General features: G+C 71.2%; 15 protein-coding genes. 7 read left to right on the top strand and 8 right to left on the bottom strand.

Annotation, left to right across the window (positions count from 1 at the left end; translation table 11 throughout):
* Window positions 1-164 precede the first annotated feature (164 nt).
* Genes WMF44_RS00620 through WMF44_RS00630 form a run of 3 tightly spaced genes read left to right on the top strand, consistent with a single transcriptional unit; the run spans window position 165 to window position 4,023 of the window.
* Complete coding sequence (locus tag WMF44_RS00620) at window positions 165-1,589, top strand: hypothetical protein (protein WP_437297175.1); 1,425 nt, start codon at window positions 165-167, stop codon at window positions 1,587-1,589.
* 44 nt (window positions 1,590-1,633) lie between these two features.
* The gene (locus tag WMF44_RS00625) at window positions 1,634-3,331 is read left to right on the top strand and encodes an amidase (protein ID WP_437297176.1); all 1,698 of its coding nucleotides are present in this window, start codon (window positions 1,634-1,636) and stop codon (window positions 3,329-3,331) included.
* The gene (locus WMF44_RS00630; RefSeq protein WP_437297177.1) at window positions 3,328-4,023 is read left to right on the top strand and encodes an acetoacetate decarboxylase family protein; all 696 of its coding nucleotides are present in this window, start codon (window positions 3,328-3,330) and stop codon (window positions 4,021-4,023) included. The genes WMF44_RS00625 and WMF44_RS00630 overlap by 4 nt, the downstream gene beginning before the upstream one ends.
* Before the next feature lie 64 nt (window positions 4,024-4,087).
* Here WMF44_RS00630 and WMF44_RS00635 read toward each other — a convergent pair whose 3' ends face one another.
* From WMF44_RS00635 to WMF44_RS00645, 3 genes are all read right to left on the bottom strand, one after another.
* On the bottom strand, window positions 4,088-4,501 hold the full coding sequence (locus WMF44_RS00635; RefSeq protein WP_012232753.1) for a PilZ domain-containing protein: 414 nt from the start codon (window positions 4,499-4,501) through the stop codon (window positions 4,088-4,090).
* Between the two features lie 240 nt (window positions 4,502-4,741).
* A complete protein-coding gene (locus tag WMF44_RS00640) occupies window positions 4,742-8,848 on the bottom strand; it encodes a hypothetical protein (protein ID WP_437297178.1) in 4,107 nt (1,368 codons plus the stop codon).
* Between the two features lie 41 nt (window positions 8,849-8,889).
* Window positions 8,890-10,740: an OmpA family protein gene (locus WMF44_RS00645; RefSeq protein WP_437297179.1), complete on the bottom strand. Its 1,851-nt coding sequence runs from the start codon at window positions 10,738-10,740 to the stop codon at window positions 8,890-8,892.
* A 782-nt stretch (window positions 10,741-11,522) separates the two neighbouring features.
* On the opposite strand from WMF44_RS00645, the gene WMF44_RS00650 reads away from it, so the two are divergent.
* Window positions 11,523-12,740 (top strand): cytochrome P450, encoded by a 1,218-nt coding sequence (locus WMF44_RS00650; RefSeq protein ID WP_437301513.1) that lies wholly within the window; start codon window positions 11,523-11,525, stop codon window positions 12,738-12,740.
* A 30-nt stretch (window positions 12,741-12,770) separates the two neighbouring features.
* Here the strand turns inward: WMF44_RS00650 and WMF44_RS00655 are convergent, their stop codons facing one another.
* Window positions 12,771-13,199, bottom strand: a complete 429-nt coding sequence (locus WMF44_RS00655; RefSeq protein WP_437301514.1) for a MarR family winged helix-turn-helix transcriptional regulator — start codon at window positions 13,197-13,199, stop codon at window positions 12,771-12,773.
* A gap of 202 nt (window positions 13,200-13,401) precedes the next feature.
* Here WMF44_RS00655 and WMF44_RS00660 point away from each other — a divergent pair, with 202 nt between their 5' ends.
* The 3 genes from WMF44_RS00660 (at window position 13,402) to WMF44_RS00670 (ending at window position 18,155) form a co-directional block, all read left to right on the top strand.
* Entirely contained in the window at window positions 13,402-14,403 is a 1,002-nt protein-coding gene (locus tag WMF44_RS00660) for a universal stress protein (RefSeq protein WP_437297180.1), read from the top strand.
* A gap of 154 nt (window positions 14,404-14,557) precedes the next feature.
* Window positions 14,558-16,396, top strand: a complete 1,839-nt coding sequence (locus tag WMF44_RS00665) for an SLC13 family permease (RefSeq protein ID WP_437297181.1) — start codon at window positions 14,558-14,560, stop codon at window positions 16,394-16,396.
* Between the two features lie 112 nt (window positions 16,397-16,508).
* Complete coding sequence (locus tag WMF44_RS00670; RefSeq protein WP_437297182.1) at window positions 16,509-18,155, top strand: glycoside hydrolase family 43 protein; 1,647 nt, start codon at window positions 16,509-16,511, stop codon at window positions 18,153-18,155.
* A gap of 67 nt (window positions 18,156-18,222) precedes the next feature.
* Here WMF44_RS00670 and WMF44_RS00675 read toward each other — a convergent pair whose 3' ends face one another.
* The 4 genes from WMF44_RS00675 to WMF44_RS00690 all read right to left on the bottom strand — a co-directional run bounded on the left by WMF44_RS00675 (window position 18,223) and on the right by WMF44_RS00690 (window position 24,917).
* Window positions 18,223-19,632: a hypothetical protein gene (locus WMF44_RS00675; RefSeq protein ID WP_437297183.1), complete on the bottom strand. Its 1,410-nt coding sequence runs from the start codon at window positions 19,630-19,632 to the stop codon at window positions 18,223-18,225.
* A 420-nt stretch (window positions 19,633-20,052) separates the two neighbouring features.
* The gene (metG, locus tag WMF44_RS00680) at window positions 20,053-22,125 is read right to left on the bottom strand and encodes a methionine--tRNA ligase (RefSeq protein ID WP_437297184.1); all 2,073 of its coding nucleotides are present in this window, start codon (window positions 22,123-22,125) and stop codon (window positions 20,053-20,055) included.
* 55 nt (window positions 22,126-22,180) lie between these two features.
* Window positions 22,181-23,044: a DUF6209 family protein gene (locus WMF44_RS00685; RefSeq protein WP_437297185.1), complete on the bottom strand. Its 864-nt coding sequence runs from the start codon at window positions 23,042-23,044 to the stop codon at window positions 22,181-22,183.
* 238 nt (window positions 23,045-23,282) lie between these two features.
* Window positions 23,283-24,917 carry a DUF1552 domain-containing protein gene (locus tag WMF44_RS00690; RefSeq protein ID WP_437297186.1) on the bottom strand — a complete coding sequence of 545 codons (1,635 nt, stop codon included), beginning with the start codon at window positions 24,915-24,917 and terminating at the stop codon, window positions 23,283-23,285.
* Between the last annotated feature and the right edge of the window lie 198 nt (window positions 24,918-25,115).

Consider the following 25,115-nt stretch of genomic DNA (forward strand, 5'->3'; position numbering starts at 1 on the left):
CCGTCCCAGCACATTTCTGCGTGGCAGCGGGTATTGACTCCGTGGCTCGTTGGGCGACCATCGCATCATGGCGCGCACAGCTCCGGTTCCGAACATCCCCGCGGGGCCGGAATGACGCCGGATGTCTTCGGAGGCACCGGGGAGAACAACGATCGGGGGCCGACGTGAAAACTCGATTCAGTCATCCTCTTCTCGGAGCCATCGAGAAAGGTATGTTCAGCCCGCAGCTCCGATCCATCTGCGGGGCCAAGCAGCTCACGGCCTCCCTGGCGCAGCTGAACGAGGTGGCGGAAAGGCTCGAGCCGTGGCGTGCTCCGCACTTCGAGCTGCGCGCGCGCGTCGATCTCGGGAACTTCTATCCCGAGACGGGACGGGTCACCGCGCTCGACAAGACGAACGCTCTCGTCAAGGGCGTTGCTCGCCGGGTCGGGCAGGCGAGCCGCCTGTCTCGCCTGCACGGGTTCGTGTGGCATGTTTGCGACGGGGTGCTCGCACTGCGCGACGACGTGTTCTTGCGCGTGCTGGGCCCCACAGCAACGAGCCTGCGGCCCTGGCTCGAAGAGTGCGCGGCCTTGCGGTTACAGTGCGTCTTTCCGGTGGTGCGAGCGGTCGACAAGCCGCCTATCGCGCCGGAGTCTGGCTGGATAGAGTTTCGCGACGATCTCGTCGATGCGACCGGGCGAGCAGCCCTGGACAACGAAGCCTGGCATCTGGATCTCCCGCTTGCGGCACCAGATAAGCGATGTCGGCAGAGCGTGGTCGGGTTTCTCTGCGCGACCGTAGATCCAGCGTCGAGGACGCTTCCGTTGTCACCCCGCGTGAGAGAGGCAGCATCGCGCTGGCTTTGTCGGCTGCACGATCCCGGCGACCCCGCGCGGCTCGCCTCGTGGGTGCTGGAGAACGGCGGTAGCGAGGCGCTCGCCAGGACGGTCGCTGACGCCGAGCGCTCGTTCGGTGGTCTGCGCAGCGTCGACCGGATCCAGCGCTTCGGCGGGATCCAGATGCTCGATCGAGCCCTCGCTGAAGGGAGCGTGGCCGAGTGGCCGCTTCAGCAGACGCCGGACGGCCCCGCGATCCTGGTGAGCCCGCGAGACATCGACAACCCTGACACCCTCGCATGCGTGACGGAGGACGGCAGGATGTGGGCCTATGGGTTCGGCTGGGACGAGTGGGAGCGAACGAGCGACTCGGTGCGCGCTTTCGTCTCCCGCATTGCGTTGTGGGGACACCCCAAAGAAGTGCCGGTCCATGTCTCGCGGTCGTCGCACGGTCGTGAGCTCGCGCAGGCGCTCGGCCTGGACCAGGTCGAAGAGGCGACCGACTCCACCGGCACCTTCTACGCGGGCGACGCGGCGCTGGTGTTCGAGCGGAGGCTGTCCGAGGGGCGCGCAGTTGACGTGGTTGCGCGAGCTGCGCCCCGAGGCGGTGCCTGTCTGGGACGACCTCACCTCGTCTGCCTGAGCTCCAGGGCGCGGCGGCCGACGTCCCATGCCCTTCCACGCGCGTGGATCGACGAGGAACGACGAGCGATCCCGCCACCGACGACACGCAGCTACGGCGTGATCTCGCCGACTCGCGGAGCACCCTGACCATGAGCGCCGCGCCGCCCAGCCCGTCGAGTAAGCTGCGCCGCATGAAGGTCCCCCGACTCACCGGCCGCGCGCTCACCGCGGCGCGCCTCGCCGCCGAGGCGCCCGGATCCTCCGCCGCGCTCCGGGAGGTGATGAAGCGCAGCCTGGGCATCGATCGCCTCGCCTCGCTTCCGGACGCCTTCCGCGACGACGTCCCCGCAGAGGCGCGCCCCCTCCAGGCCGCGCCGCCGCGGCGCTGGGAGGACGCCGGGCTCGGCGCGCCCCCCGTCCGCGACTGGCCCAGGCCCTCGGTGGCCTACGCGGCGGCCTACCGCAAGGGCGCCACCACCCCGCTCCGCGTCGCCGAGCGCGCGCTCTCGGCGCTCGAGGCCCTCGCCGCCGAGCGCCCGTGCATGAACATCGCCGTCGCCACCTCGCGCGAGGCGACGCTCAGGGACGCCGACGCCTCGACCGCGCGCCACGCCGCGGGGCGGCCCCGCGGCCTGCTCGACGGCGTGCCCCTGCTCGTCAAGGACGAGTTCGACGTCGAGGGCCTGCCGACCACGCTCGGCTCGCCCTGCGGCCCCCAGCCGCCCGCGCCGCGCGACGCCGCCGTGGTCGCCCGGCTCCGGCAGGCGGGCGCCGTGTTCCTCTGCAAGACCGTGCTCACCGAGTGGGGCATGTCGCCGATCGGCAACAGCGTCCACCAGCGCATGCCCCACAACCCGCACCACAGGGAGCGCGCCGCGGGCGGCTCCTCCACCGGCTCCGCCGTCGGCGTGGCGCTCGGGCTCGCGCCGCTCGCGGCCAGCGGCGACGGCGGCGGCTCCATCCGGGCGCCCGCCGCGCTGAACGGCGTCTTCGGCATCAAGCCGACCTTCGGCCGCGTCAGCCGCGCCGGCGACGGCTTCAAGGGCTCGGTCGCCCACGCCGGGCCGATCGCCAGCAGCACGGCCGATCTCGCGCGCTTCCTCGACGCCGTCGCCAGCGAGCCCGACCCCGACGACGACCTCACCGCGTGGGCGCCCCCGCCGCCCCCCGGAGGCTTCGGCGCGCGCCTCGGCGCCGGCGTGCGCGGCCTGCGCATCGGCGTCGACGAGGCGGAGTGGCGCGACGCCTCCACCCCGGTCGCGAGCGTGTGCTGGGGGGCGCTGCGCGCGCTCGAGCGCGAGGGCGCGACCCTCGTGGACGTGACGATCCCCCTCGCCAGGCACGCGGCCTCCATCGGCTACCTCGTCATCGGCCCCGAGTCGCTCGCGGCGTTCCAGCGCGCCTGGAGGGAGCAGCGCGACCTCATCAGCGAGGACCTGCGCGTCACCTTCAGCCTCCTCTCGGGCGTCACCGCGCTCGAGCAGATCGACGCCGCGCGGCTCCGCGCCGGCATGCGCCGCGAGGTGGCGCGCGCCCTCGCCGGCGTCGACGTCCTCGCGCTCCCGACGACGGCGATCACCGCGCCCCGCTACGCGCAGGCCGAGGAAGGCCGCGCCTTCCTGGATCCCATCGCCCTCGACGGCATGTGCCGCTTCGCCTTCCTCGGCAACCTCACCGGCCTCCCCGCCGGCACGGCGCCCGTCGGCGTCGACGCCGAGCGCCTGCCCATCGGCCTGCAGATCCTCGGCGACGCGTGGGACGAAGCGGCCGTCCTCGCCGTCCTCGCCCACCTCGAGCGATCGGAGCTCGCGAGCGCGCGGCGCCCTCCGGGGGCGATCGATCTGCTCGAGGTCCCCGATCCCATCGAGCCCAGGGAGCGGTCGCGATGAGCCAGAGCGCCGGAGGTCATCCTCCCGACGTGAAGCCGGCGCCGGCGCCGTGGACGCTGGCCGGCGATGCGACCATCGTGATGCTCGAGCTCCCGGAGCGGCTGCTCGAGGAGCAGAGCTTCATCCCGGAGGCGCTCCGCCCCCGCTTCGAGGGGCGCTACAGCCTGCTGATGGCGCTCGACTACACGTCGTCGAACGTGGGGCCTTATCGCGAGCTCCTGTTCATCCCCGGGCGCTTCCGCACGCGCCGCGGCCTCTGCTGGTCCATCAGCAAGATCTACGTCAGCTCGTGGGACAGCGTGGTGAACGGGCAGCGCAACTGGGGTATCCCCAAGGAGCACGCCGATTTCGAGATCGCGCGCGAGGCGGACGGGAGCGAGCGCTTCCGGGCGTCGCAGGGCGGCGACGTCTTCGCCGATCTGCGCTTCGCGGCCGCGGGCCCGAGCCTGCCCGCCTCGAGCGCGCTCGTGCCTGCGCGCCTCCGCCGGCTGGTGCACCACCGCGACGGGCACGACTACTTCTGCGCGCCGACCGCGCGCGGGAGCGCCCGCCACGCGCGCCTGCTCGAGGCGCGCGTCGATCCGGCGCGCATGCCGCGCGTCGACGAGGGCCGCGTGGTGTTCGCCGTCCGGCTCTCCAGCTTTCGGGCCGAGTTCCCGGTCGCCGACGTCGAGCCCCATCGCTCGCTCTGATCGCTCATCGCGGGGAGCTGCCCCGCGGCGGCGTCGGGGCCGCTCGGTCGCTCGAGCGCGCAGATCAGCTGAGCGCGATCATCGCGGCCGTCGCCGCGTAGTCGACGCGCTGCGCGCGGTAGGGGTACGTCGGCGGGAAATGCTCGAGCGCCGCGCGGAGGCGCCGGCTCGACGCCCTGTCGAGCGGGTCGAAGCGCAGGCCCACCGCGCGCCCCGGGTCGCCCAGGCGCCGGCCGTGGAGCGTGCGCGCGATCGTCGCCGTCGCGTCGATCCAGACGCTCGTGTCCGGGATCCGGAACGAGACGATCACCGGCTCACCCGTGAGCGGGCGAGCGCTCGTCAGCACGAGCATGCCGTCGATCGACAGGTCGATCGCCCGGGTCCCGAGCAGCCGGAAGCCCCGCTCGCGCACGGCCTGGCACTCCACGATCGCAGCGCGGCGCGTGGCGCGGCGCTCGCTGGCGAGCAGCATCTCCATGGTCGTTCTCCTTGGCGCTGTACGCTACGGAGGACGGCTACAGGTGGACAAGAAACTTACACGGCGGCGCCCCGCGCCGCGGGTGGCGAGGGCGAACGCGGGTAGCAGGTAGGGGAGGGGGAGGGGGTCTCGGCGCCCCTGAGGGCGCTTGCGGCGAGAGGCGCCCGCGGCCGCTGGAGGGGTCGCCGCCCCGCCAGGTGGGCGGGGCGGCGCGCGGCCGTGGGCCTCTCTATCCGCCGGTCAGCGGCCCGCGCGGCGCCGGCGCAGGGCGAGGCCGGCGAGGGCGGCGAGCATGGGCAGGAGCGCGGCGGCTCCTCGGGTGCTGCCCGCGGGCGTGGGCCGCGCGGCGCAGAAGCCGTTGCCCTCGGCGAAGATGCCGGTCGGGTCGTTCTCGCTCTCGGGCGCGCAGGTGCCCGCCGTGCTGTCGGTCGAGCTGCACACCTGGCCGGACGGGCAGCCGTTGCCGTCGGTGCCGCGGCAGCCCGCCACGCAGGCGTGATCCTCGCAGATCATCCCGCTCGTCGCGCCGCCGCACTCGCTGTCCTGCCTGCAGGCCGACTGATCGTCGTCGCCGTTGTTGGGATCGGTCTCGCCCTCGTCGACGGCGCCGTTGTGGTTCGCGTCCTCCACGCCGTCGGCCACGCCGCCGTCGTCCGTGTCCGCATCGAGCGGGTTCGTCTTCGTCGTGGGATCGGCGTCCGCGATGCAGGTGCCCGCGCCCGCGTCGGTCGCCGCGTTGTCGCAGGGCAGGCCGAGCTCGGTGCCGTCGAACAGCCCGTCACCGTCGCTGTCGGGGTCGAGCGCGTTGACGAGGCCGTCGCCGTCGTGATCGTCGCTGAAGTTCGGCTCGTCGCCGTCGATCACGCCGTCGTCGTCGCTGTCGGCGTCGTTCGGATCGGTGCCGAGCTCGTCCTCGATCGCGTCGATGAGCCCGTCGCCGTCGCTGTCCGCCGGCGTCCCGTCGTCCTCGCCGACGTTGGGATCGGTCTCGCCCGCGTCGACGACGCCGTTCAGGTTCACGTCCTCCTGGCCGTCGGGCACGCCGCCGTCGTCGGTGTCGGCGTCGAGCGGGTCGGTCTTTGTCGCGCCGGCGTCGCCGTCGGGGCGGCAGTGGCCCGCCTCCGCGTCGGTGCCCTCGCTGTCGCAGGGCAGGCCGAGCTCGGTGCCGTCGAACAGCCCGTCGTTGTCGCTGTCGACGTCGCGCACGTTGATGAGGCCGTCGTCGTCGGTGTCCTCGCCGGGCTTCGGCTCCTGGCCGTCGGGCACGCCGTCGTCGTCGGTGTCGGCGTCGTCCGGATCGCTCCCGATCGCCTCCTCCTCCGCGTCGGGCAGCCCGTCGCCGTCGCGATCCTCGTCCACCGCGTCGTCGTCGCCGTTGTTGGGATCGGTCTCGCCCTCGTCGATGCCGCCGTTGTGGTTCGCGTCCTCGGCGCCGTCGGAGATGCCGCCGTCGTCCGTGTCCGCGTCGAGCGGGTGCGTCGTCGTCGCCGGGTCGGCGTCCGCGACGCACTTGCCCGCGGCGGCGTCCGTGGCGGCGTTGTCGCAGGGCAGGCCGAGCTCGGTGCCGTCGAACAGGCCGTCGCCGTCGCTGTCCGGATCGAGCGCGTTGATGAGGCCGTCGTCGTCGTGATCGTCGCTGAAGTTCGGCTCGTCGCCGTCGATCACGCCGTCGTCGTCGCTGTCCGCGTCGCTCGGGTCGGTGCCGATCTCCTCCTCGATCACGTCGATCAGCCCGTCGCCGTCGGTGTCCGCCGGCGTCCCGTCGTCGGCGCCGTTGTTCGGATCGGTCTCGCCCGCGTCGATCTCGCCGTCGAGATCGAGGTCCTCCTGGCCGTCGGGCACGCCGCCGTCGTCGGTGTCGGGATCGACCGGCGAGGTCTTGGTCGCCCCCTCGTCCGCGTCGGCGCGGCAGTGGCCCGCGTCGCCGTCGGTGTCCTCGTTGTCGCAGGGCAGGCCGAGCTCGGTGCCGTCGAAGAGCCCGTCGTTGTCGCTGTCGACGTCGCGCACGTTGATGAGGCCGTCGCCGTCGGTGTCGTCGGCGGGGTTCGGCTCCTGGCCGTCGAGCGCGCCGTCGTCGTCGGTGTCGGCGTCGTTCGGATCGCTCCCGATCGTCTCCTCGAGGTCGTCGCTCAGCCCGTCGCCGTCGGTGTCCGTCGGCGGCACGTCGTCCTCGCCGTTGTTCGGATCGGTCTCGCCCGCGTCGACGACGCCGTCGAGGTCGACGTCCTCGTTCCCGTCGGGCACGCCGCCGTCGTCGCTGTCCGCGTCGAGCGGATCGGTCTTGGTCGCGCCGGCGTCCCCGTCGGCGCGACAATGGCCCGCGGCGGCGCTGGTGGCGGCGTTGTCGCAGGGCAGGCCGAGCTCGGTGCCGTCGTAGAGCCCGTCGTTGTCGCTGTCGGGGTCGAGCGCGTTGATGAGGCCGTCCTCGTCGGAGTCCTCGTTGAACTCCGGCTCCTCACCGTCGAGCACGCCGTCGTCGTCGCTGTCCGCGTCGTTCGGGTCGGTGCCGGCGGCGATCTCGGTGGGATCGTCGATCCCGTCGTTGTCCGAGTCGCAGCCGTTGTTGATGACCCCGTCGCAGTCGTTGTCGATCCCGTCGCCGCACACGTCGGTCGCCTCGGGCACGCAGACGCAGGCGTTGGCGTCGGGATCGCACTGCGGGGCCAGCGGCCCGCAGTGCGCGTCGGTGAGGCACTCGACGCACTCGTTGGGCGTCGCCTCCGTCTGGCAGTACGGCGTCGGCGCGGCGCACTGCGCGTCGGTCGCGCACCCGTCGATGATGACGTCGGTCGGCGGGGTGCCCCCGGCCGGGCCGTTGCCGTCGGTCGGCGTCTCCTCGGACGGCGAGCCCTGCTCTCCGGCGGCGGTCACGATCGCCTGGTTGGAGATCAGCCCCTCCGCGCCGGCGTCCACCGTGACCTGGAAGGTCACGGTCGTCGCGCCGTTGACGGCGGGGAGCGTGCCGCCCTCGGCCGCGCTCGCGCCCCCGCCGAGCCGCACGCGCACGGTGCGCGTTGCGGCGTCGTACTCGCCCTGATCGTCGCCGGCCGCGTCCGTCTTCGGGTCCGACTCGATCGCCAGCGAGCCCGGCACGTAGGTCACGCCCGGGGGCAGCGGATCGGTGAGCACGGTGTCGACCGACGCGTCGTTGCCCGTGTTGACGACCTCGACCGTGTACCGGATCACGTCGCCCGCGAGCAGCGGCTCGCCGTTCACGTCGACGGCCGTCTTCGTGGACGACGTGAAGTCCGGCTTGAACGTCGAGATCGAGGTGACGAAGCCGGCGAGGAAATACAGGTCGCCGTCGGTCGCCGCCTCGATGGGCGCCGAGGTCTGGCCTGCGCTCACCAGGGACGTGATGTCGAGGACGTCGATGTCGATGCCGGCCATGGCCCCCGGGAGCCCCACCATCTGCGGCAAGTCCCCGGCATTCGACACCGGCGTGCCGAGGTAGGAGCGCGTGCCGTTGAAGAAGTCGTCGGAGGGGTTCAGCGTGTTCTCGAGCACCTCGTTGTTGAAGAGGAAGCGGTCTCCGTCGATCGACGCGTCCCCCTCGAACGTGACCATGCCGATCTTCGCGTCGTAGCCCGCGTTCGGCACCACGAACCCCGAGAGCAAGGCCTGCACGCCCTGGTTGGGCTGGCCCAGGCGCGGGGTGTTGACCGCGTCCAGCCCGTGGAAGAGCGCGAGATGGCGCGGCGGCTCGGAGGCGAGCTCATAGAACACGACCATCCACCAACCGGCGAAGTTGTTGTGGTCGAAGTTGGCGGGGGGGGCAGCGATGAAGTCCTTGCTGTGGACGCCGCCCACCCGGTAGGCGCCGGTCCCGTGCTCCTGCACGATCGCGGTGATGTCCGCGAACGACTGGTAGTACTCCGTCGTCGTGCTGTCCGGGTCCGGGGTGAACGACCCCCCGAGCGGGGCGACGGCGTTCACTTCCTCCTCGAAGCCGCCCGCGCCGGGGCGGGCCAGGGTCACCGTGGTGTCCACGGGATCGCCGGACGAGATGTGTGCGCCCCAGTAGAGGTAGGCGTGCGTGACCGTGGCTCCGGCCGGGACCTCGAGCCAGGCGGTGCTCTGCGCCTCGCTCGCGGTGATGGTGGTGTTCGCCTCCGCCTCGCCCTCTCCGGGCGAATCGGCCTTCCAGTACACGTCGGGCGAGCTGTCGCCGAGCCCGCTGCTCCCGCACTGCGCAGGGTTAGCGTTGCCCACCACGGGCGTCGCCGGCTCCAGGTCCCCACCGCACTCGTACCCGAGCGTGTTGCCGATCAGGAGGAAGTCGCCCCGCTGGCTGACCTCCACGCGCAGCACGGGCGCGGCGTGCGCGGCGCCGCCCTGCCCGCCCACGCAGGCGAGCCCGACAAGACTACCTAGGATCCAACGTCTCTTCACGGCGCCTCCTGCTGCTTCGGCTTCTTCTCGAGGATCTTGAACTGCACGCGGCGGTTCTTCTGGCGTCCCTCGTCGGTGTCGTTCTCCGCGATCGGGACGTCGGGCCCGTAGCCCTTCGACGCCAGCCGCTCGGCCTCGATGCCGCGCTGGACCAGCGCCTTCGTGACCGACTCGGCCCTCGCCTGGCTGAGCTTGATATTGTACGCGCGTCCGCCGCGCGGGTCTGTGTGCCCTTGCACCTCGATCTTGGTGATCTCCGGGTGCTCCTTCAGCACACCCGCCACCTCATCGAGGAGCTCGTCGCTCGCCTTCTTGATGGTCGCCTTGCCGGTGTCGAACTGCACCTGCTGGAGGATGACGATCTCCTGCTCGGTGACGCGCACCGCGACGGGGCAGCCGTTCTTCGCCGGATCCTGATCGGGCTTGCCCTTCTCGTCGGGGCAGGCGTCCTGATCGTCGCGCACCGTGTCGCCGTCGCGGTCGCCGGGGCAGCCGTTCGTCGCCGGATCCGAGGTGCGGATACCGGGGATGTCGGGGCAGGCGTCCTCCGCGTCGATCACGCCGTCGCCGTCCCTGTCGGGCGGCGGCGGGCAGCCGTGCTTCTTCGGATCCTCGTTCGCCGGGCCGGCCTCGTCCGGGCACGCGTCGACGTCGTCCGTGATGCCGTCCTTGTCGCGGTCCCCGGGCGGCGGGCAGCCGTGCTTCTTCGGGTCGTCGTTCGCGATGCCGGGCGTGTCCGGGCACGCGTCGACGCGATCGAGGAAGCCGTCCTCGTCGCGATCCGCGGGCGGGCAGCCGTTCTTCTTCGGATCCGGGTCGCCGACGCCGGGCACGTCGGGGCAGGCGTCCTTCTCGTTGACGATGCCGTCCTTGTCGCGGTCCGGGTCCGCGCGCCGGACCTCGGGCGAGTACGCGAGCATCGCGACGGCGCGGAAATCCGGGGTGCCGATGCCCGAGGTGAAGCCGGGGCCGGCGGCGACGCCGAGCTCGAAGTCGCGGAGCGTCGGCGCGAAGCGGTAGCGCAGGCCGAGCAGCGCCTCGACGTTCGTGTTGCGGGCCTCCGGGTCCTCCAGCACCGTCGACACGGTCGCCTCGGGGCCGATCTGGAGCTGCTCCTCCGAGCCCAGCAGCAGGCCGACGCCCGCGCCGCCGTTGAACATCAGGCCTTGCCGCACCTGCGCGAACGTCTGCGCCGGGCGCAGATCGACGCCGGCCGCCGCCGACCAGACGAAGCCCGGGATCCGGCCGCCGGCGAGGATCTGCGGCAGGCCGCGGACCGACTCCTCGCCCACGAACGAGCCGTCGCGGTCGCCGGTCGGCACCCACACGAAGCCGCCGACGGCGAGCTGGAACGGGTCGAAGTAATCGCCGACGAGGCGCAGGCGCAGCCCGACCCGGAGATCACCGAGCTGCACGTCGCTCGGCGACCTGAACGAGAGGCCCTCGGCCGCGGGGCTGTCGCCCTGCTGCAGCACGGCGAGCGGCAGGTCGACGTTGACGTGCAGCCGGTCCCAGAGCGTGAGCGAGGAGTTCAGGTGCAGGAACAGCTGGTGGCCGACGATCGCGCCGAGGTGCTCGTCGCTGCCCTGCCGCGTGAGCACGAGCGGGTTGTGCGCGTAGTCGCCGAGCAGCATCACGTGCAGCGTCGCGCTGCCGTCCTGGTTCGGCGAGGCCGCGTACGGCGACGGCACACCGAACATCCGGTCGCCGGCGGGCGCGGGGCTGAAGCGGTTGAGGGCGAGGCCGCGCGCCGGTCCCGCTTCCTGAGCGGACGCTGGCGCGGCCCACGCCGCCGCGGCTAGGGCGGCGGCGCCGCAGATCCATCGAGGGGGCAAGGGGGCTCTCATGCGCAGGATCACCTTGGGTGCTTTGGGCGAGCGGCCGTCGACTGCTCCGGCGCGCAGGCAAGTTGGGGGAAACGCGGCGTGCTCGACGAGGAGGATCGGCGAGCATGCTCGAAATCCCGGGCCGTCTTATAAGCTTCGCAGGACGCTACCGGTGGACTTTTCGATGCGCGGCCGTCCGAATTCGGATCGGCCTCGACAGGGCGGCTCTCCTGCGAGCCGGCCTTCGCAGCGCGGCCTATGCAAGCCGTGTGCACGTCTCGCCGTCGCGTGGGGCGGGCGGTCTGTCGGAGATCCCGCGGCTCCAGCGGCTCTGCGATGGGCCGATTGAGGCCTACAGACATCAGCACTGCGGCCTCGATGCGGCGGTATCGACCGGGATCGAGCGGGGGCGCGCCGGCGCGCCCGGCCGGCGGGCTCTGCGGTGCTCGCGGCCCCGGCGCTGCGTTGCCGGAGGCCCGGGTTCACCGTGGAATCAAGAGTTCGTTCGGAGGGCGCCGCTGAATTGAAAGATGCCAGGGTTCGAGCCGATCTTGCCAACGGCGGTGAACCTGGATCCTGGCGTGACGGCCAGCATCGGCGAGCGGAGCGCGTCGATCGGTGAAGTCGACTCGGCCTGGCTCGTCGCGCAGGGCGAGCTCCTCGCCGCGTCCGTCCGGGTCGTGTCGACTGGCGCATTCCGCGCGGGAGGCGCGTTCCAGCGATCCATCTCGTGGGTGCATCGACTACCATCGTCGCCGAAGGGCGGCTGCCACCGGCGACTCCAGACGACGGAGGTTTCGACGATGAACCTTTTTCCGGACGAGATGCGGCGTGATCCTTATCCCCTCTACGATCAGCTGCGGACCGGCTCTGCCGTGTTCCATGTCGCTCCGCTCGATCTCTGGATGGTCTTCGATTACGACGGGGTGAAGCGGGCGCTGACCGATCATGACGCCTTCAGCTCCGCGGTGACGCCTCCCACCGGCAAGGCGCCGGACTGGATCGTCTTCTCCGACCCGCCGCGCCACACGAAGCTTCGATCCATCGTCCTGCGGGCGTTCACGCCGCGCTCGATCGCGGGCCTGGAGCCGCGCATCCGCGAGCTGTCGCGCGATCTCCTGGATCCGTGGATCGAGCGCGGGGAGATGGACCTCGCGGCGGACTACGCGGGGCCGCTGCCCACGATGGTGATCGCGGAGATGCTCGGCATTCCCCCCGAGGACCGGGCGCGGCTGCTGCGCTGGAGCGAGGTGATAGTGAACCTCAGCCACGCGATCTCCGGCGGCGAGGAGGCGGCGAGGGCCGTGAGCGAGCACGCCGTGGTGAAGGAAGAGATGAAGGCGTATCTGGCGGGCCTGATCGAGGCGCGCCGGAGGGCGCCGGCGGAGGACCTCTTGACCCGGCTCGTCGAGGCCGAGGTGGACGGCGAGCGGCTGACCGAGGGAGACATCCTGAGCTTCTTCCAGTTCCTGCTCGCGGCGGGCACCGAGACGACGACGAACCTGATCGACAACGCGATCTTGTGTTTCCTCGAGAGCCCGGCGGAGCTCTTCCGCCTCCGGGCGGCGCCCGAGCTCTTGCCCTCGGCGATCGAGGAGGTCCTGCGCCACCGCTCGCCGCTGCAGATGGTGTTCCGCGAGACGAGGCGCGCCGTCGAGGTGCACGGCCAGGTGATCCCGGCCGGGAAGCTGGTGCTGCCCGTGATCGGCTCCGCGAACCGGGATCCGCATCAGTTCCACGACCCTGGCCGCTTCGACATCGGGCGCGACCCCAACCCGCACGTCGCGTTCGGCCACGGCATCCACTTCTGCATCGGGGCGGCGCTGGCGCGCCTGGAGGCGCGGATCGCGCTGCCGGATCTCCTCTGCCGTCTGAAGGGCCTCCGGCGCGCGAGCGACGAGCCGTGGGAGCCGCGCAAGGCGATCATCGTGCACGGTCCGGCGCGCTTGCCGATCCGCTTCGAGCCGGGGAGGCGCGCCGCGGTGCACGCCGCGGGCGCGCACACGCCGTGCCCCGGGTGAAGGCGGCGCCGCAGGAGGCCTGCGACCACCTCAGGTCCTGTCCGCTCCGCTCGACTGCGCCATCAAGTCGTCCACGAACCGGCGCATCAGGCGCACCAGGTCGCTGAGGTCCTCCTCACTCCACCTGGCGAGGATAGGGGCCGCGAGCCGCTGACGCGCGGCGTCCAAGGCGTCCGTCATCTGCCGCCCCTCGTCGGTGATCACCGCCTCATGGATGCGACGATCGGCCGGGCTCGGTCGACGTTCGATGAGCCCCAGGCTCTCGAGCTTCGCGACCTGGCGGCTGACGGTCGTGTAATCGCGGCCGGCTCGGTTCGAGAGCTCGACCACGCCGATCGGCCCGAAGCGCTCGATCCCCACGAGCAGCCGAAAGAGGGCTTGATCCAGGGAGATGCCTGCCTCCGCGATCAGCGCCTGATCGCGCTGCGGCTGGTTCATGAGCGCCGTCAGGTCGACCATGGCGCCGTGGAGCTCGCGGAGCTTCTTTTTCGTGATGCGTGTATTTTGCACAAATTCCTTGACGCTCTGGAGGGCGCAGTTGTATGCATGATACACATTTCCGCGTCTTCGGTGCCTTGCAGGTTCTCAACGGCACGTGCGCCCTGCGCAGGGCGGGCCGCGACGCCTGGCGCGCGGCTTGCTATGTTTGCGCGACGAGCCGATGCGCCGCACCAACGCCACGCCCACGACGCCGCCCAGCTCGCCCGCCCAGGCGGAGCCGGCCCCCCAGCGCGACGGCCGGACGACGAGCCCACCGCGCCGCGAGGCTCGCCTCGGCGACGTACTCGCTGCGACCGATTTCTCGCCGGGCGCTCTCGCGGCGATCGAGCGCGCCGCGCGCCTCCCCCTCGCGGCGGGCAGCACCCTGCACCTCGTTCACGTGCTGCCGGCGCCCGCCTCGCCCGCGGAGGGCGAGAGCGCGGAGCAGGCCGCGCGCCGCTCACTCGACGAGATCGCGGCCCGCGCCCTCGACGTCGCCCGAGGCGCGGGGAACGCAGGTCTGCAGGTCGCCCCGAGCGTGCTCGTCGGCAGAGGGTTCGTCGAGATCATCCGTCATGCGCGCAGCCGCGGCGCGGAGCTGATCGTCCTCGGCAGGCACGGGGAGCGCCCGATCCTCGATCTCCTGCTCGGGTCGACGGCCGAGCTCACCGTCCGTCACGCGGACACGCCCGTGCTCGTCGTGCAGCGACCCCCCGCCGGCGCCCACAGGCGGCCGCTGCTCGCCGTCGAGCTCTCGGACGTCGCGCTCCGGAGCGCCGCGCTCGCGACGAAGGTCATCGACCCCGAGGTGAGCCGCATCCGGGCGATCCACGCCTACCACGTGCCCTTCGAGGACAGGATGGCGCTCGCCCTCCCCTCGATGGAGTTCGCGGCCTACAAGGCGCGATACCATGACGACGCGCGCGCCGGCCTCCGGCGCCTCCTCGACTCGTTCGACGGGCTCGGCGTGACGTGGGAGTCGTCGGTCCGGCGCGGCGACGCGAGGCGCGCGATCGTCCGCGAAGCCGCGCGGTGGAAGGCCGATCTCATCATCATGGGCACGCACGGGCGCTCGGGGATCTCGCGCGCTCTCCTGGGCAGCGTGGCCGAATCCGTCATGCGCTCGGCGCCGTGCGACGTGCTTGTCGCGCGCCCCTCCTCGTTCGTGCTGGAGCTGCCCTGAGCGGCGCGGCAGCGGAGCGTGTCCCGGCGGCGCGCGGCGCCTGGACGCGCGCGCCGACTCGACCCGCCGAGGGCAAGACGGCGTGAGCGCCGGTGAGACGGTGAGACGATAGGGGGTTGGCGCTGCGGCCCCTTCGGATAGGCTGCGCCGTCGCATGATGCCGGAAGCTGTTCTCACGCTGGCCATCCTCGGAGCCACGATCGTCCTGTTCGTGAGCGATCGCCTGCGGCTCGACGTCGTGGCGATGATGTCCTTGCTCGCGCTCACCCTCTCCGGCGTCACCACGGTCCCGGACGCGCTCGCCGGGTTCAGCAACCCGGCCGTGCTCATGATAGCTGGCCTGTTCATCGTGGGGGCCGCGCTGACGGACACCGGCGTCGCCGACTGGCTGGGTCACCGCCTCGAGCGCGTCGCGGGATCGGGAGAGGCGAGGGTAATGGTGGTCGTGATGGGGGCGACGGCGCTCCTGTCCGCCTTCATGAGCTCCACGGGGACCGTGGCGATCCTCCTGCCGGTGGTCGGGACCCTCGCGTTGAAGCGCGGAATCGCGCCCGCGAGGCTCCTCATGCCCGTGGCGTTCGCCGCGCACCTCGGGAGCAACCTGACGCTCATCAGCACGCCGCCGAACCTCCTCGTGAGCGACGCCCTCCGTGAGGCGGGGCGAGAGCCATTTCGCTTCTTCAGCTTCATCGTTCCCGGCCTCGCCGTGCTCGTGATCGGCGTGGCCTACGTCGTGTCGCTCGGTCGTCGCATGCTCCCTGGCAAGGCGGACGCGGCGGACGCGGGCGCGCCGCGCTCGCTCACGCTGGGCGATCTCGCGGTGGAGTACGAGCTCGACACGTCGCTGCGCGCCTTGCGCGTCACCGCGCGCTCGAAGCTCGCCGGCCTCACGCTCGGCGCCGCGAACCTCCGCGCCGAGTTCGGCGTGACCGTGGTGGGGATCACGCATGACGGGCCTCGTGGCCGCTTGGCCCAGCGCGTCGTCCCGCAAGCGGTGTTCGCCGTCGGCGACGAGCTGCGCGTGCTCGGGAGCGACAGCGCGATCGCCGCGCTCGCAGAGCGCTTGGGGCTCGAAGCGCTCCCGGAGCGCCCCGCCTTCTCGTTGCCCGACGAAGAGTCCATGTGTGAGGTCGTGCTCCCGCGGCGCTCCCGGCTGGCGGGACAGACCCTGCGGGAAGCCAAGTTCCGCGATCGCTACCGCGCCAACGTGCTCGCGATCCGCCGGGGCGGAGGATCGCTGCCGGTGTTCCATGCGACGCCCGAGCTGCGCGATCTCAAGCTCCGCGCCGGCGATACGCTCCTCGTGAAAGGGCGGCAGAAGCACCTGAGGAACCTCCGCGACGAGCGGCGGGATCTCGTGCTCGTCGCCGAGCCCGACGCGCCGAGCGCGGTGTTCGTCGATCGCCAGCGCGCCCTCGCCGCCGTGGGGGTCACCCTGGGTATGCTCGTCATCATGGCGTTCGGGTGGCTGCCCAACGTGGTCGCCGTGCTGCTCGCCGCGGTCTTCCTGGTGCTCGCGCGGTGCGTGCGCCCGGCGGACGCCTACCGCGCCGTGAACTGGGAGAGCGTCGTGCTCATCGCGGGGATGATCCCCGTCTCCACGGCGCTGGAGCGCACCGGGGCGATGGGGGCCGCCGTGTCCGCGGTCGAGGCGCTCCTGACCGGGGCGCGGCCCACGGTGGTCCTCGGCTTGCTCGTCCTCTTCACCTCGGCCCTCGGGATGGTCCTCTCCAACACGACGACGGCCTTGCTCATGGCCCCCCTCGCGGTTCGTCTGGCCGGCGCGCTGGGCCTCGCGCCAGAGCCATTCCTCATCGGCGTCGCGTTCGCGTCTTCCGCGGCGTTCGCCACGCCGATCGCCTCTCCGGTGAACGTCCTCGTGATCGCGCCAGGCGGCTATCGCTTCAACGATTTCACGCGCGTGGGGCTGCCGCTGCAGCTCCTGGTGCTCGCGACCACCGTCATCGTCGTCCCGCTCGTGTGGGGCTTCTGACCGCGGCGATTCGCCCTGGAACTCCTCGAATCGTTTCACTTTTCCTTCCCCCCGTTCCTCGATATCCTCGGCGCGATCGTCCTCTGGACCATCACCGGCGAGCCATTCATCCATGCCTGAACCCGTCATCCGCAATCCGATCCTGCCGGGCTTCAACCCCGATCCGTCCATCGTCCGCGTCGGCGACGACTACTACGTCGCGACCTCGACCTTCGAGTGGTACCCCGGCGTGCAGATCCACCACTCGCGCGATCTCGTGCACTGGCGTCTGCTCTCGCGCCCGCTCAACCGCGCGAGCCAGCTGAACCTGCTCGGCGACGGCGATTCGTGCGGCGTCTGGGCGCCGTGCCTGACGTATGCGGATGGCCTGTTCTGGTTGATCTACACCGACGTGAAGCGCTACGGCCGGACCACCGTCGGGGGCGCGTCCGGCGCGTCCATGCGCGACTTCCACAACTACCTGGTGACCAGCCCCACCGCCGACGGCGAGTGGTCGGATCCCGTGTATCTCAACTCGAGCGGCTTCGACCCCTCGTTGTTCCACGACGAAGACGGCCGCAAGTACCTGAGCAACATGCTGTGGGACCACCGGCCCGGCCGCAATCGCTTTGCCGGCATCGTGCTCCAGGAGTACTCGCACGCCGAGCGCAAGCTCATCGGGCCTGCCACGAACATCTTCAAAGGCACGTCGATCGGCTACACCGAAGGTCCGCACATCTACAAGCGCGGCGGCTACTACTACCTGATCACCGCCGAGGGCGGCACGTACCAGGGCCACGCCGTCACCATGGCGCGCTCCCGTGACCTCACCGGCCCGTACGAGCTGCACCCCGAGACGTACATCCTGACCTCGCGCGCTCGCGCCGACGTCGCGCTGCAGCGCGCGGGCCACGCTGACCTGTGCGATACGCCGTCGGGCGACGTGTACATGGTCCACCTGTGCAGCCGCCCCATCCCGAGCCGCGGGCGCTCGACGCTCGGCCGCGAGACCGCGATCCAGAGGATGGTCTGGTCGGACGACGGCTGGCTTCGCACGGCCGATGGTGAAGGTATCCCGCGCGTCGAGGTCCCAGCCCCTGGCCTGCCCGCGCATCCCTTCCCCGCCCGGGCCGCGCGCGAGGACTTCGATTCACCGCAGCTGCCGATCGACTTCCAGTGGCTGCGCTCGCCTTACCCCGACGAGCTGTTCAGCCTCACCGCACGTCCCGGTCATCTCCGGCTCTACGGCCGCGAGACGCTCGGCAGCCTGTTCCGCCAGTCGCTCGTCGCACGTCGCCAGCAGGCGCACTGCTACACCGCTGTCACGTCGGTCGACTTCGCGCCCGAGCAGTATCAGCAGATGGCCGGGCTCATCTGCTACTACAACACGAGCAAGTTCCATTACCTGCACATCTCGCACGAGGAGACGGTCGGGCGCTATATCCGGATCATGTCGGCGATCCCGGATGGGGTCATGGCGGACGCCTTCACCGCGCCCGTCCCCATCCCGGGCACCGCGCCCGTGCACCTGCGCGCCGAGCTCGACCACGACCGGCTCTACTTCGCCTACAGCCTCGACGGTACGGACTGGAGCTGGTTCCCGGAGCATCTGGACGCCAGCATCCTCTCGGACGAGGCCTCCGCGCCCGGCCTTCCCAACTTCACCGGCGCGTTCGTCGGCATGGCGTGCCAGGACATGTCGGGCACCGGGCGCCCGGCCGATTTCGACTACTTCGAGTACCGCGAGCGCGAGTACCTGATCGACCCCAGGCGCCCGTAGCGTCACTCTCCCACGAGGGAGGCGGGTAAAGAACCTCGTTCTTGACCGCGGGTCGCTGGATTGGCCCTCAAGGCTCCTTCTTCTTCTTCTTCCACTTCTTCTTTTTTGGCGGCGGCAGCTTCGTCTTCTTCGGGTCCTTGGGCGCCCACGGGACGCGCGTGTCGATCGGCAGGATGTCCTCGTGCGGCAGGGCGCGTTCGCCCTCGCGCTTCACCGCGAACGACGCCGAGACCACGTTGATCCTGTGCGCGCCGAGGTCGGACAGATCGCCCTTGGCGCGGAGCCCGACAGGGATGCAGAACCGCCTCTTTCGCTCTTCTTCATCCATGTCGCCCCCCGGCGGCGCCCCGTCGCCCGGACCGCGCAGCTGGCCGAGCCGACTCGGATCCTCCATCGCCAGCTGGAGCTGCTCGAGCACCTCCTCGGCGCACACGAGCTCCGGCTTGGGCTTCTTCTTGCTGCCGGACGGATACTGCACCTTGGACTGGACCTTGACCGTCACGGTCACCGGCTGCCGGTCAGGCCCCATCTGCAGCGCGCTCCCCGCGAGCGCGCCCTTGGCCCCGTCCACGATGCGATCCCACGTGGGGCCGTCCCCGGCCGACGCGCTCACCAGCCGGACGCCGAGGACCTGGCCGTCGGCGCCGAGCTTGACCTCGAAGGTCGCCCGCGCGTCGAGGGGCGCGGCCGAGGAGCGGACCATGTCCGCCAGGGTGCTCGCCACAGCGCCCGCGGCGGGGACGCTGATCCCCACGCTCTTGTCCTTGCCGTGCAGCGTCTCGTTCAGGACCGTGCCCGCGATAGCCGGATCCACGGGGCGAGCGCGCGGGGCGGCCGTCGGGGCGGCGCGCGGCGCGTCGGGGCCGGGGAGCACGCCGGGCACGGTCCAGAGGGGCGTCCCGAGCCCTGGGGCGAGCGCGATGCCCCCGCCCTCGGCGGGCGGTGCCCCGCCGTACTCATCGCCGGGCGGCGCCGTTGCCGGGGCCCCCGGGGCCTCGGCGGCGGGCGCCGGGGCCTCGGCGGCGGGCGCAGGAGCCCCGGGAGCCTCGACGGCGGGCGCGGGGGCCTCGGTCGCAGGCCGGGCGGCGGCTTCGGCTGCGGGCGGCGCCGTCTCCGGAGGCGCGGCCTTCGGCTCGGCGGCGGGGGCTGCCGGCGCCGGCCTCGCGCGCTCCACCGAGGCGACCTTGGCCGCTGCGGCGCCCGGCGCGGGCGCCTGCGCCTTCTCGGTCGGAGCGGCCTTGCCTATCTCGCCGGCCGCCTGCGGCTCGTCCGCGAGCGGCTCGCCCCCGGCAGGCGCCGCGGTTGCGGCCTGGGAAGCCGGTGGTTCCAGCTCGAAATCGATGCCATCCACGATCGCGGACGGCTCGGCAGGGCCCTCTGGAGGCCGCTCCGGCGTCGGCGCGACGAGGATCGCGGCGTGCGCCGCGACCGCCATGGCCAGGGCCACGGCATCGCGCCCCCGCAGGGAGATGCTCACCGCCTCCTCGTGTCAAGGCAAGCGCGCATTGGCCAGTTCTAGCACGCCTCCGGCGCGCGGACCGGCATCCCCGGTGGTCCCCCCGCCCACCGGCGTGAAAAGCACGATCGCGGCGCGGCGACCGCGAGCACGCCGCGCGGCCGGGGAGGCCGGGGGTGAGGGCATTGTTCCACCCTGCGGGAATGATGGAACCGCCAAGTAGCCAGAAGACGCCAGAAGACGCCAGAAGACGCCAGAATTATTTGTGTTTTTCTTGGCGTCTTTTGGCGTCTTTTGGCGTCTTTTGGCGTCTTCTGGCGTCCTCTGGGCGACTTGGCGGTTCAAAAGACCCCACCTGCGGCCAAAGTCCCCCACCACCAGAGGCCGCTGTCGCGCTCCGGTGGTGTCGTTGCGCTGTAAATCGCGTGCCGGCGTGCGGTATCAGAGCACCGGCGTGCCCGGCGCGGCATCCTCGACCGTGATGGTGCGGACTCGCCCCTCGACCTCGGCGGTCAGCAGCATGCCTTCGGACACGAGCCCTTTGCCGAAGTCGCGCGGCGGCAGGTTGCAGATGACGACGATCCGCTTGCCCACCAGCTCTTCCGGGGCGTAGCTCGCCGCGATGCCCGAGATGATGCGCCGCGGAGCGCCGTCGCCGGTGTCGACGCGCAGATCGAGCAGCCGGTCCTTCTTCTTCACGCGCTCAGCGCTCGTGACCACCCCGATCCGGAGGTCCAGCCGGGCGAAATCGTCGAACGCCACAGGGCTCTTGCCCTGGCGCGCCGGCGGGGCGGCCACCTCGGCGCCGCCGCTCGCCCCGGGCGCGGCCTTCGCCTCCGGGGCGGCCTTCGCGCCAACCTTCACATCGGCCTTCCCCGGCTCGGCGTCCGGCCGTGGCGGGGCGAACCGGGCGAGCAGCTCGGCCTCTTTCTCCTTCTCGAGGCGCGGGAAGATGGGCGAGCCCCTGCGGAGCTTCTCGCCAGGCGCTCGCGACGGGAGCGCCATCGGCCAGCGATCGCTGCCCTCCTCGAACGCGATCGCCGGCAGCCCGAGCTGCTCGCGCATCCTGCCCGCCACGACAGGCATCACGGGGGAGATCATCACGCTGATCGCCTCGAGCTGCTCGATCAAGGTCGCGATGATCGTCCCGAGGCGCGCCGGGTCCGTCTTCTTGGCCACCCACGGAGCGGCCTTGTCGATGTAGAGGTTCGCCGCGGCGATCACCGTCCAGATCGCGTCGAGCGCGCGCGTCGGCTGGTTCGCGTCGAACGCCGTCGCCGCGGCCGCCGCGGCCTGCCGCTGCGCCCCGGCGAGCTCCTCCTCGAGCGGGCCCGAGGCCCCCTTCGCGGGGACCTCCTCGGCGAACGGGAGCACGCGGTTCAGCAGGTTGCCGAGCGCGTTGCCGAGCTCCGAGCCATACCGCGACAGCACGTCCTGAAGGCTGAAGTCGCCGTCCTGGCCGAACGAGATCGCGCGCATCAGGCAATACCGCACCACGTCCACCCCGACGAGGGGCGCGCCGGCCGCCGCGCCGGGGCCGCCGGGCAGGGCCGCCGCGGCCGCCTCGGAGAGGGCGGTCGCCACCTCGACGGGGCTGATGGTGTTGCGGAGCGTCTTCGACATCTTCTGCCCGCTGTACGTGAGGAACCCGTGGGCGAAGACCTGGCGCGGCAGCTCCGCCTCGCCGTAGCCCGCCGAGAGCAGGAACGCGGGCCAGTAGACGGCGTGGAAGCGCAGGATGTCCTTGCCGACGAGGTGCACGTCCGCGGGCCAGAAGCGCGTGTTGTCCTCCGGCTCGCGGAGCGCGGTCATGTAGTTCGCCAGCGCGTCGAACCAGACGTACATGACGTGCTTCGGGTCGTCGGGGACGGGGATGCCCCACTCGAACGTGGTGCGGGAGACCGACAGATCCTGGAGCCCCTCGCGCACGAAGCTCACCACCTCGTTCAGGCGGCTCGCCGGCTGCACGAAGGTCGGGTTGCGCTTGTAATAGTCGAGCAGCGCGTCTCCGTACCTGGACAGGCGGAAGAAGTAGCTCTCTTCCTTGACGCTCTCGGCGGGCTTCTTGTGCAGCGGGCAGACGTTCCCGGGCTGCTCCAGGTCCTTCTCGGTGGTGTAGGCCTCGCACCCGACGCAGTAGAGCCCCTCGTAATGGCCGAGGTAGATGTCCCCGCGCGCCTTGATCCGGCTCCAGAGCTCCTGCACGGCCTTCTTGTGGCGCGGCTCGCTCGTGCGGATGAAGTCGTCGGGAGCGCAGCCGAGCTTCGGCCACGTGGCGCGGAAGACGGCGGCGATCTCGTCGGCGTGGGCGCCCGGCGCGACGCCGCGCGCCTCGGCGGCGCGCTGGATCTTGAGGCCGTGCTCGTCCGTGCCGGTGAGCATGCGGCTCTCGTGGCCGCGCAAGCGGTGGTAGCGGCACAGCACATCCGCGGCGATCGTGGTGTACGCGGTGCCGAGGTGCGGGACGTCGTTGATGTAATAGATGGGCGTCGTGACGTAGAAGCGGCTCGCCATGGCAACGCCCTCTTAGCATGGGGCGCTCTCCCGCGGCGAGCCGGCGCGGCGCCGATCAGATCAGCGCGTCCTCGGGGAGCTCGGCCTGGTGAAGGACTCCATCCGTGAACACCTGGCCGTCGATCTCGTAATAGAGCCGGAGCTGCACCTTGCGCGCGTCGGGCCGCGGCGACACCGAGCCCGGCGTCGCGGTGGATCCCTGGAAAATCTTGCCGGCGAAGCTGAACTGCTGGTTCGGGCCCCACCCGGTATACGAGAGCGGGATCGTCTCGGCGTGGACGAGCGCGTCGTGGCCGTCGAACACGTGGACATCGATCCACGCGCTGGCGCCCCACGCCGAATGGCTGACCCACGCGTCGAGGTCCAGGTGGATCTGGATGTCTGTCCCCGCGCTCGGCCCCTGCGCGGGCCTCGGGAACGCGTAGACCTTCGAGACCCGGAAGGCCCGGACGTTCGTGATGTCAGGGCGCCGCTGCGCCCCCGCGCGGTAGAGGACCGGCTGCGCCGGGATCCGCGGCGGCGGGCCGCCCACGTCGAACCAGTAGTTGTCGCCGAAGCGCGAGTCCCACGCCTCGCACCGGCGGCTTGTCTGAGAGAAGCCGTGGAACCAGATCTCCGCCTGGGTCGCGTCGTCGGGCACCGAGATCTCCAGGGCCGCGGGCCTGTGCGCGACGACGTGCCCGGGCGGGTTCCCCGGGGCCCGCACCTCCTCGACGACGCTCCCCTGCACGATCGCGCCGCGCGGGTGAAAGCGGACGTAGGCGGTGATGTCGCCGATCTCGGCGCCGCGCCACGTCGTGAAGCAGCGCGACAGGCGGCTGAGCTCATACTCGATCCTGAGCTTCCCCCCGCGCTCGATCGGACCCTGCTGCGCGTGCTGCCAGTCAGGCAGGAACTGGAGAACAGCGGTCGTTGCCATCGGGACCCTCCTTGCATGGACGGGTAGCCAGGAATGGGCAGCCGATGCAAGCGGGACGACGTTTCGGCCAGCGTGAAGGCCGATCGCGCGTCGGCGGATCGCGCGTGCGCGGTTTCAGGGGGGTGTGACGGCGGATCGCGCCCCCTCGGACGGCGCGGACCCAGACCGGCCCAGCTGTCAAGCCCCGGGCCTGGGCAGCTCGCCCCGGGCGCGCGACAGGCTCGGGGGACGAGAGCGCTCAGGAGCTCGCCCTGAGCGCGGTGAACTCGCCTGGATCGTGGATGGTGGGGGGATTGGTCCCGCCACCGATGAAGTCTTCCGTCCGGTCGTACATGCCGAAGTGGGTCACCGGCGCCGAGCCGCCCGGTGCCGGGAAACCATCCGCGCCTGCCTTGACCCCGAGGGCGTTCATCAAGTTGCAGAAGTACTTGTTGATCGGCGCGTTGGCGAGCGACGGATCGGTCCCCGTTTCCTGGGAGATCGCGTCGACCTGGTCCGACGTGCCGTCGGCACACGTGATCTCGCTGTTGCCGGTCGTGAGATCGGGCGAGCCGTCATCGACGTTCACGGCCCAGCCGGTCTTGAAATAGCCGCCGGCGCTGCCGGCCTGGACGATCGGCATGTTGTTGAGGTTGCGGGCGCAGCCGTCCGACGCGTCCTGGAACCAGACGGCCGCGCAGTTGTCGAGGAGCGTCCCGTCGCCCTCGTCGATACCGTTCAGCTGCCCGACGAGGTGGGCGAACCTCCTCGCATAGTAGTCGTCGATCTTGAGGAGCATGTCGATCACCCCCGGGACGCAGGTGCCCGTCATGCCCGCGTGGGGCAAGCGACTCGCGAGACCGGCGCTCTCCTGCGTCAGGCCGAGCCCCTTGAAGTTGTAGTTCCCGGGGTACTTCAGCAAGATGACGGGGTTCGCGTTGCACGCCGCCGCGAGCACGGCGAGGTTCGAAAAGAGGTCCGCTCCGTCCAGGCTGTCCGAGATTCGCTGCATCAGCCGGTCTTCGCCGAGCGGGGTTGTGCTCGCCAGGTCGATGTTTTCTTGCGTCACGCCGAGCGCCGTAGCGAGGGACGTGTCGCACTGCGCAGAAGCCACCACGTTTCCTGTCGAGTGGATGAGCTCCTTCCAGGCTGCGAGCTTCTGCTTGTCGGAACGGCTCATGTCGAACCGCTCGAGCCTCTGCAGATCATCCTTCACGATGTCGAGGACGCTCTTGCCGCGCGTCGCCGCGTAGGTGTCCGGAGACGTCGGCTTCCCCGCCTCGAAGAGGCCCGTGAGGCTGCTGAAGGCCTGCGACACGTTGAGGCCCCTGAAGAGGGTCTCGGCGGCGGAGTAGGAGATCGCCGACTGAGAGTTGTCATTCTGACCGCCCGTGTTCATGAGCAACGGAGTGCCTTGCGGGCTGAGCTGTCGTGCGATGACGTGGTCCAGCGAGGGACCGGTCGGCATGGCGTTGAACTTCGTCGCCGTGTTGAAGCTGAACGGGTCGTTGCTGTTGGGAGTGACCGGGTGGCAAGTGAAGTACGATCCGTTCACCTGCGTGTTTTCATCGTTCCCCTGCCCCCGAACCATCGTCGCCGTCCACTCGTTCATCGCGCGGATGCCCCGGGGCATGAGGAGCTTGTCGACGTAAGGCGCCAGGTGCTTGAGCGTCGTCGACTCGAGGTCCGCGGCGGTGAGCCGGCCGTGCGACTTCTTCGGGAACCACCGCGTCGTGATGCAGCCATAGTGCGTGTACATCACGATCAGCCGCTTCGGCGGCGTGGCCGGCTGCGCCATCACGGAGCGGTCGAGGATCGAGCCGAGGAACGGGGCCGCGACGCAAGCTCCGCCCAGCCCCCGGAGGAAAATTCTTCGGTTCACGCGCTTTGCCATGATCGTATTTTTCCTACCTCAGTGGAGATGATCGCCCGGCTGACACTCGGAACGCCCTCCGGATGCCCGCGTTCGCCACGTCTCCGTCACCCCTACAATGCCCGCGGGCGCGTGAACGTATTTGGATTTCGCCCGGCCGGGAGCGTTCGTCGAGCGGAAGGGTGCCCCGCGCGTCACGGGCGACAGCGGCACCGGGAA

This window comes from Sorangium sp. So ce426, assembly GCF_051475585.1.
In the GTDB taxonomy this organism is placed as follows: Bacteria; Myxococcota_A; Polyangia; order Polyangiales; family Polyangiaceae; genus Sorangium; species Sorangium cellulosum_B.

Excerpts from the sequence above, each read along its gene's own strand:
- WMF44_RS00625 (WP_437297176.1), top strand. The coding sequence starts at position 1,634 with ATGAAGGTCCCCCGACTCACCGGCCGCGCGCTCACCGCGGCGCGCCTC.
- WMF44_RS00630 (WP_437297177.1), top strand. The coding sequence starts at position 3,328 with ATGAGCCAGAGCGCCGGAGGTCATCCTCCCGACGTGAAGCCGGCGCCG.
- WMF44_RS00635 (WP_012232753.1), bottom strand. The coding sequence starts at position 4,501 with ATGGAGATGCTGCTCGCCAGCGAGCGCCGCGCCACGCGCCGCGCTGCG.
- WMF44_RS00645 (WP_437297179.1), bottom strand. The coding sequence starts at position 10,740 with ATGAGAGCCCCCTTGCCCCCTCGATGGATCTGCGGCGCCGCCGCCCTA.
- WMF44_RS00650 (WP_437301513.1), top strand. The coding sequence starts at position 11,523 with ATGAACCTTTTTCCGGACGAGATGCGGCGTGATCCTTATCCCCTCTAC.
- WMF44_RS00655 (WP_437301514.1), bottom strand. The coding sequence starts at position 13,199 with ATGGTCGACCTGACGGCGCTCATGAACCAGCCGCAGCGCGATCAGGCG.
- WMF44_RS00660 (WP_437297180.1), top strand. The coding sequence starts at position 13,402 with ATGCGCCGCACCAACGCCACGCCCACGACGCCGCCCAGCTCGCCCGCC.
- WMF44_RS00665 (WP_437297181.1), top strand. The coding sequence starts at position 14,558 with ATGATGCCGGAAGCTGTTCTCACGCTGGCCATCCTCGGAGCCACGATC.
- WMF44_RS00670 (WP_437297182.1), top strand. The coding sequence starts at position 16,509 with ATGCCTGAACCCGTCATCCGCAATCCGATCCTGCCGGGCTTCAACCCC.
- metG (WP_437297184.1), bottom strand. The coding sequence starts at position 22,125 with ATGGCGAGCCGCTTCTACGTCACGACGCCCATCTATTACATCAACGAC.
- WMF44_RS00685 (WP_437297185.1), bottom strand. The coding sequence starts at position 23,044 with ATGGCAACGACCGCTGTTCTCCAGTTCCTGCCTGACTGGCAGCACGCG.
- WMF44_RS00690 (WP_437297186.1), bottom strand. The coding sequence starts at position 24,917 with ATGGCAAAGCGCGTGAACCGAAGAATTTTCCTCCGGGGGCTGGGCGGA.